Raw genomic sequence first — 586 nt, 5'->3', positions numbered from 1 at the left:
CTGGGTGAGCGGATGCAGTCCGTCATGGTCCCAGGTGAGCGCCACCGTGTGGGGCAGGGTCTCACCCGTGGACGTCTGTTCGCACAGCAGCGTGTCGTCCCAGACGAACGACACCTGTTCGACGGGGGTCGACCCGCCGCCGGACGAGCGCTCCTTGGACACGCGCCGGCCGAGGGCGTCGTACCGGTAGTGCCAGACGCTACCGTCGGGAGTCGTGACGGAGGTCAGACGGTCTTCGGCATCCCACCGGTAGTGCCACGTGTCCGGTTTCCGGGACAGCCGGGACTTCTGCCGCAGGACGATGCGGCCCTGTGCGTCGCGTTCGTAGCGGACGATCCCCGCCCGGGTGATCCGAGTGCCGTCGTAGGAGCGGGAACCGGCTGCCGCCTGTTCCGCGTGGGTGGCCGGCCATGACGCTTCGGTCTGGTTGCCCACCGCGTCGTAGGAGTAGCGCTCGGCCCAGTCTTCGGCACGAACCGCCGTGACGCGGCCGGCCGCATCGAGGTCGAAGCTGCGGCGACCGGCGAGTGCGTCGTCCACGCCGAGCAGGTTGCCGTCCGCCCGATAGGCGTAGGCGCGACGCTGG

1 protein-coding gene is annotated in these 586 nt (G+C 70.1%); it reads right to left on the bottom strand.

The window, feature by feature from the left end; translation table 11 throughout:
- A partial coding sequence (locus G3I78_RS47050) for an RHS repeat domain-containing protein (protein ID WP_164436747.1) occupies positions 1–586 on the bottom strand: 586 nt, incomplete at both ends.

This window comes from Streptomyces sp. SID13726 (assembly GCF_010548375.1).
GTDB lineage: Bacteria > Actinomycetota > Actinomycetes > Streptomycetales > Streptomycetaceae > Streptomyces.
This window is presented reverse-complemented; position numbering and strand designations above follow the sequence as displayed.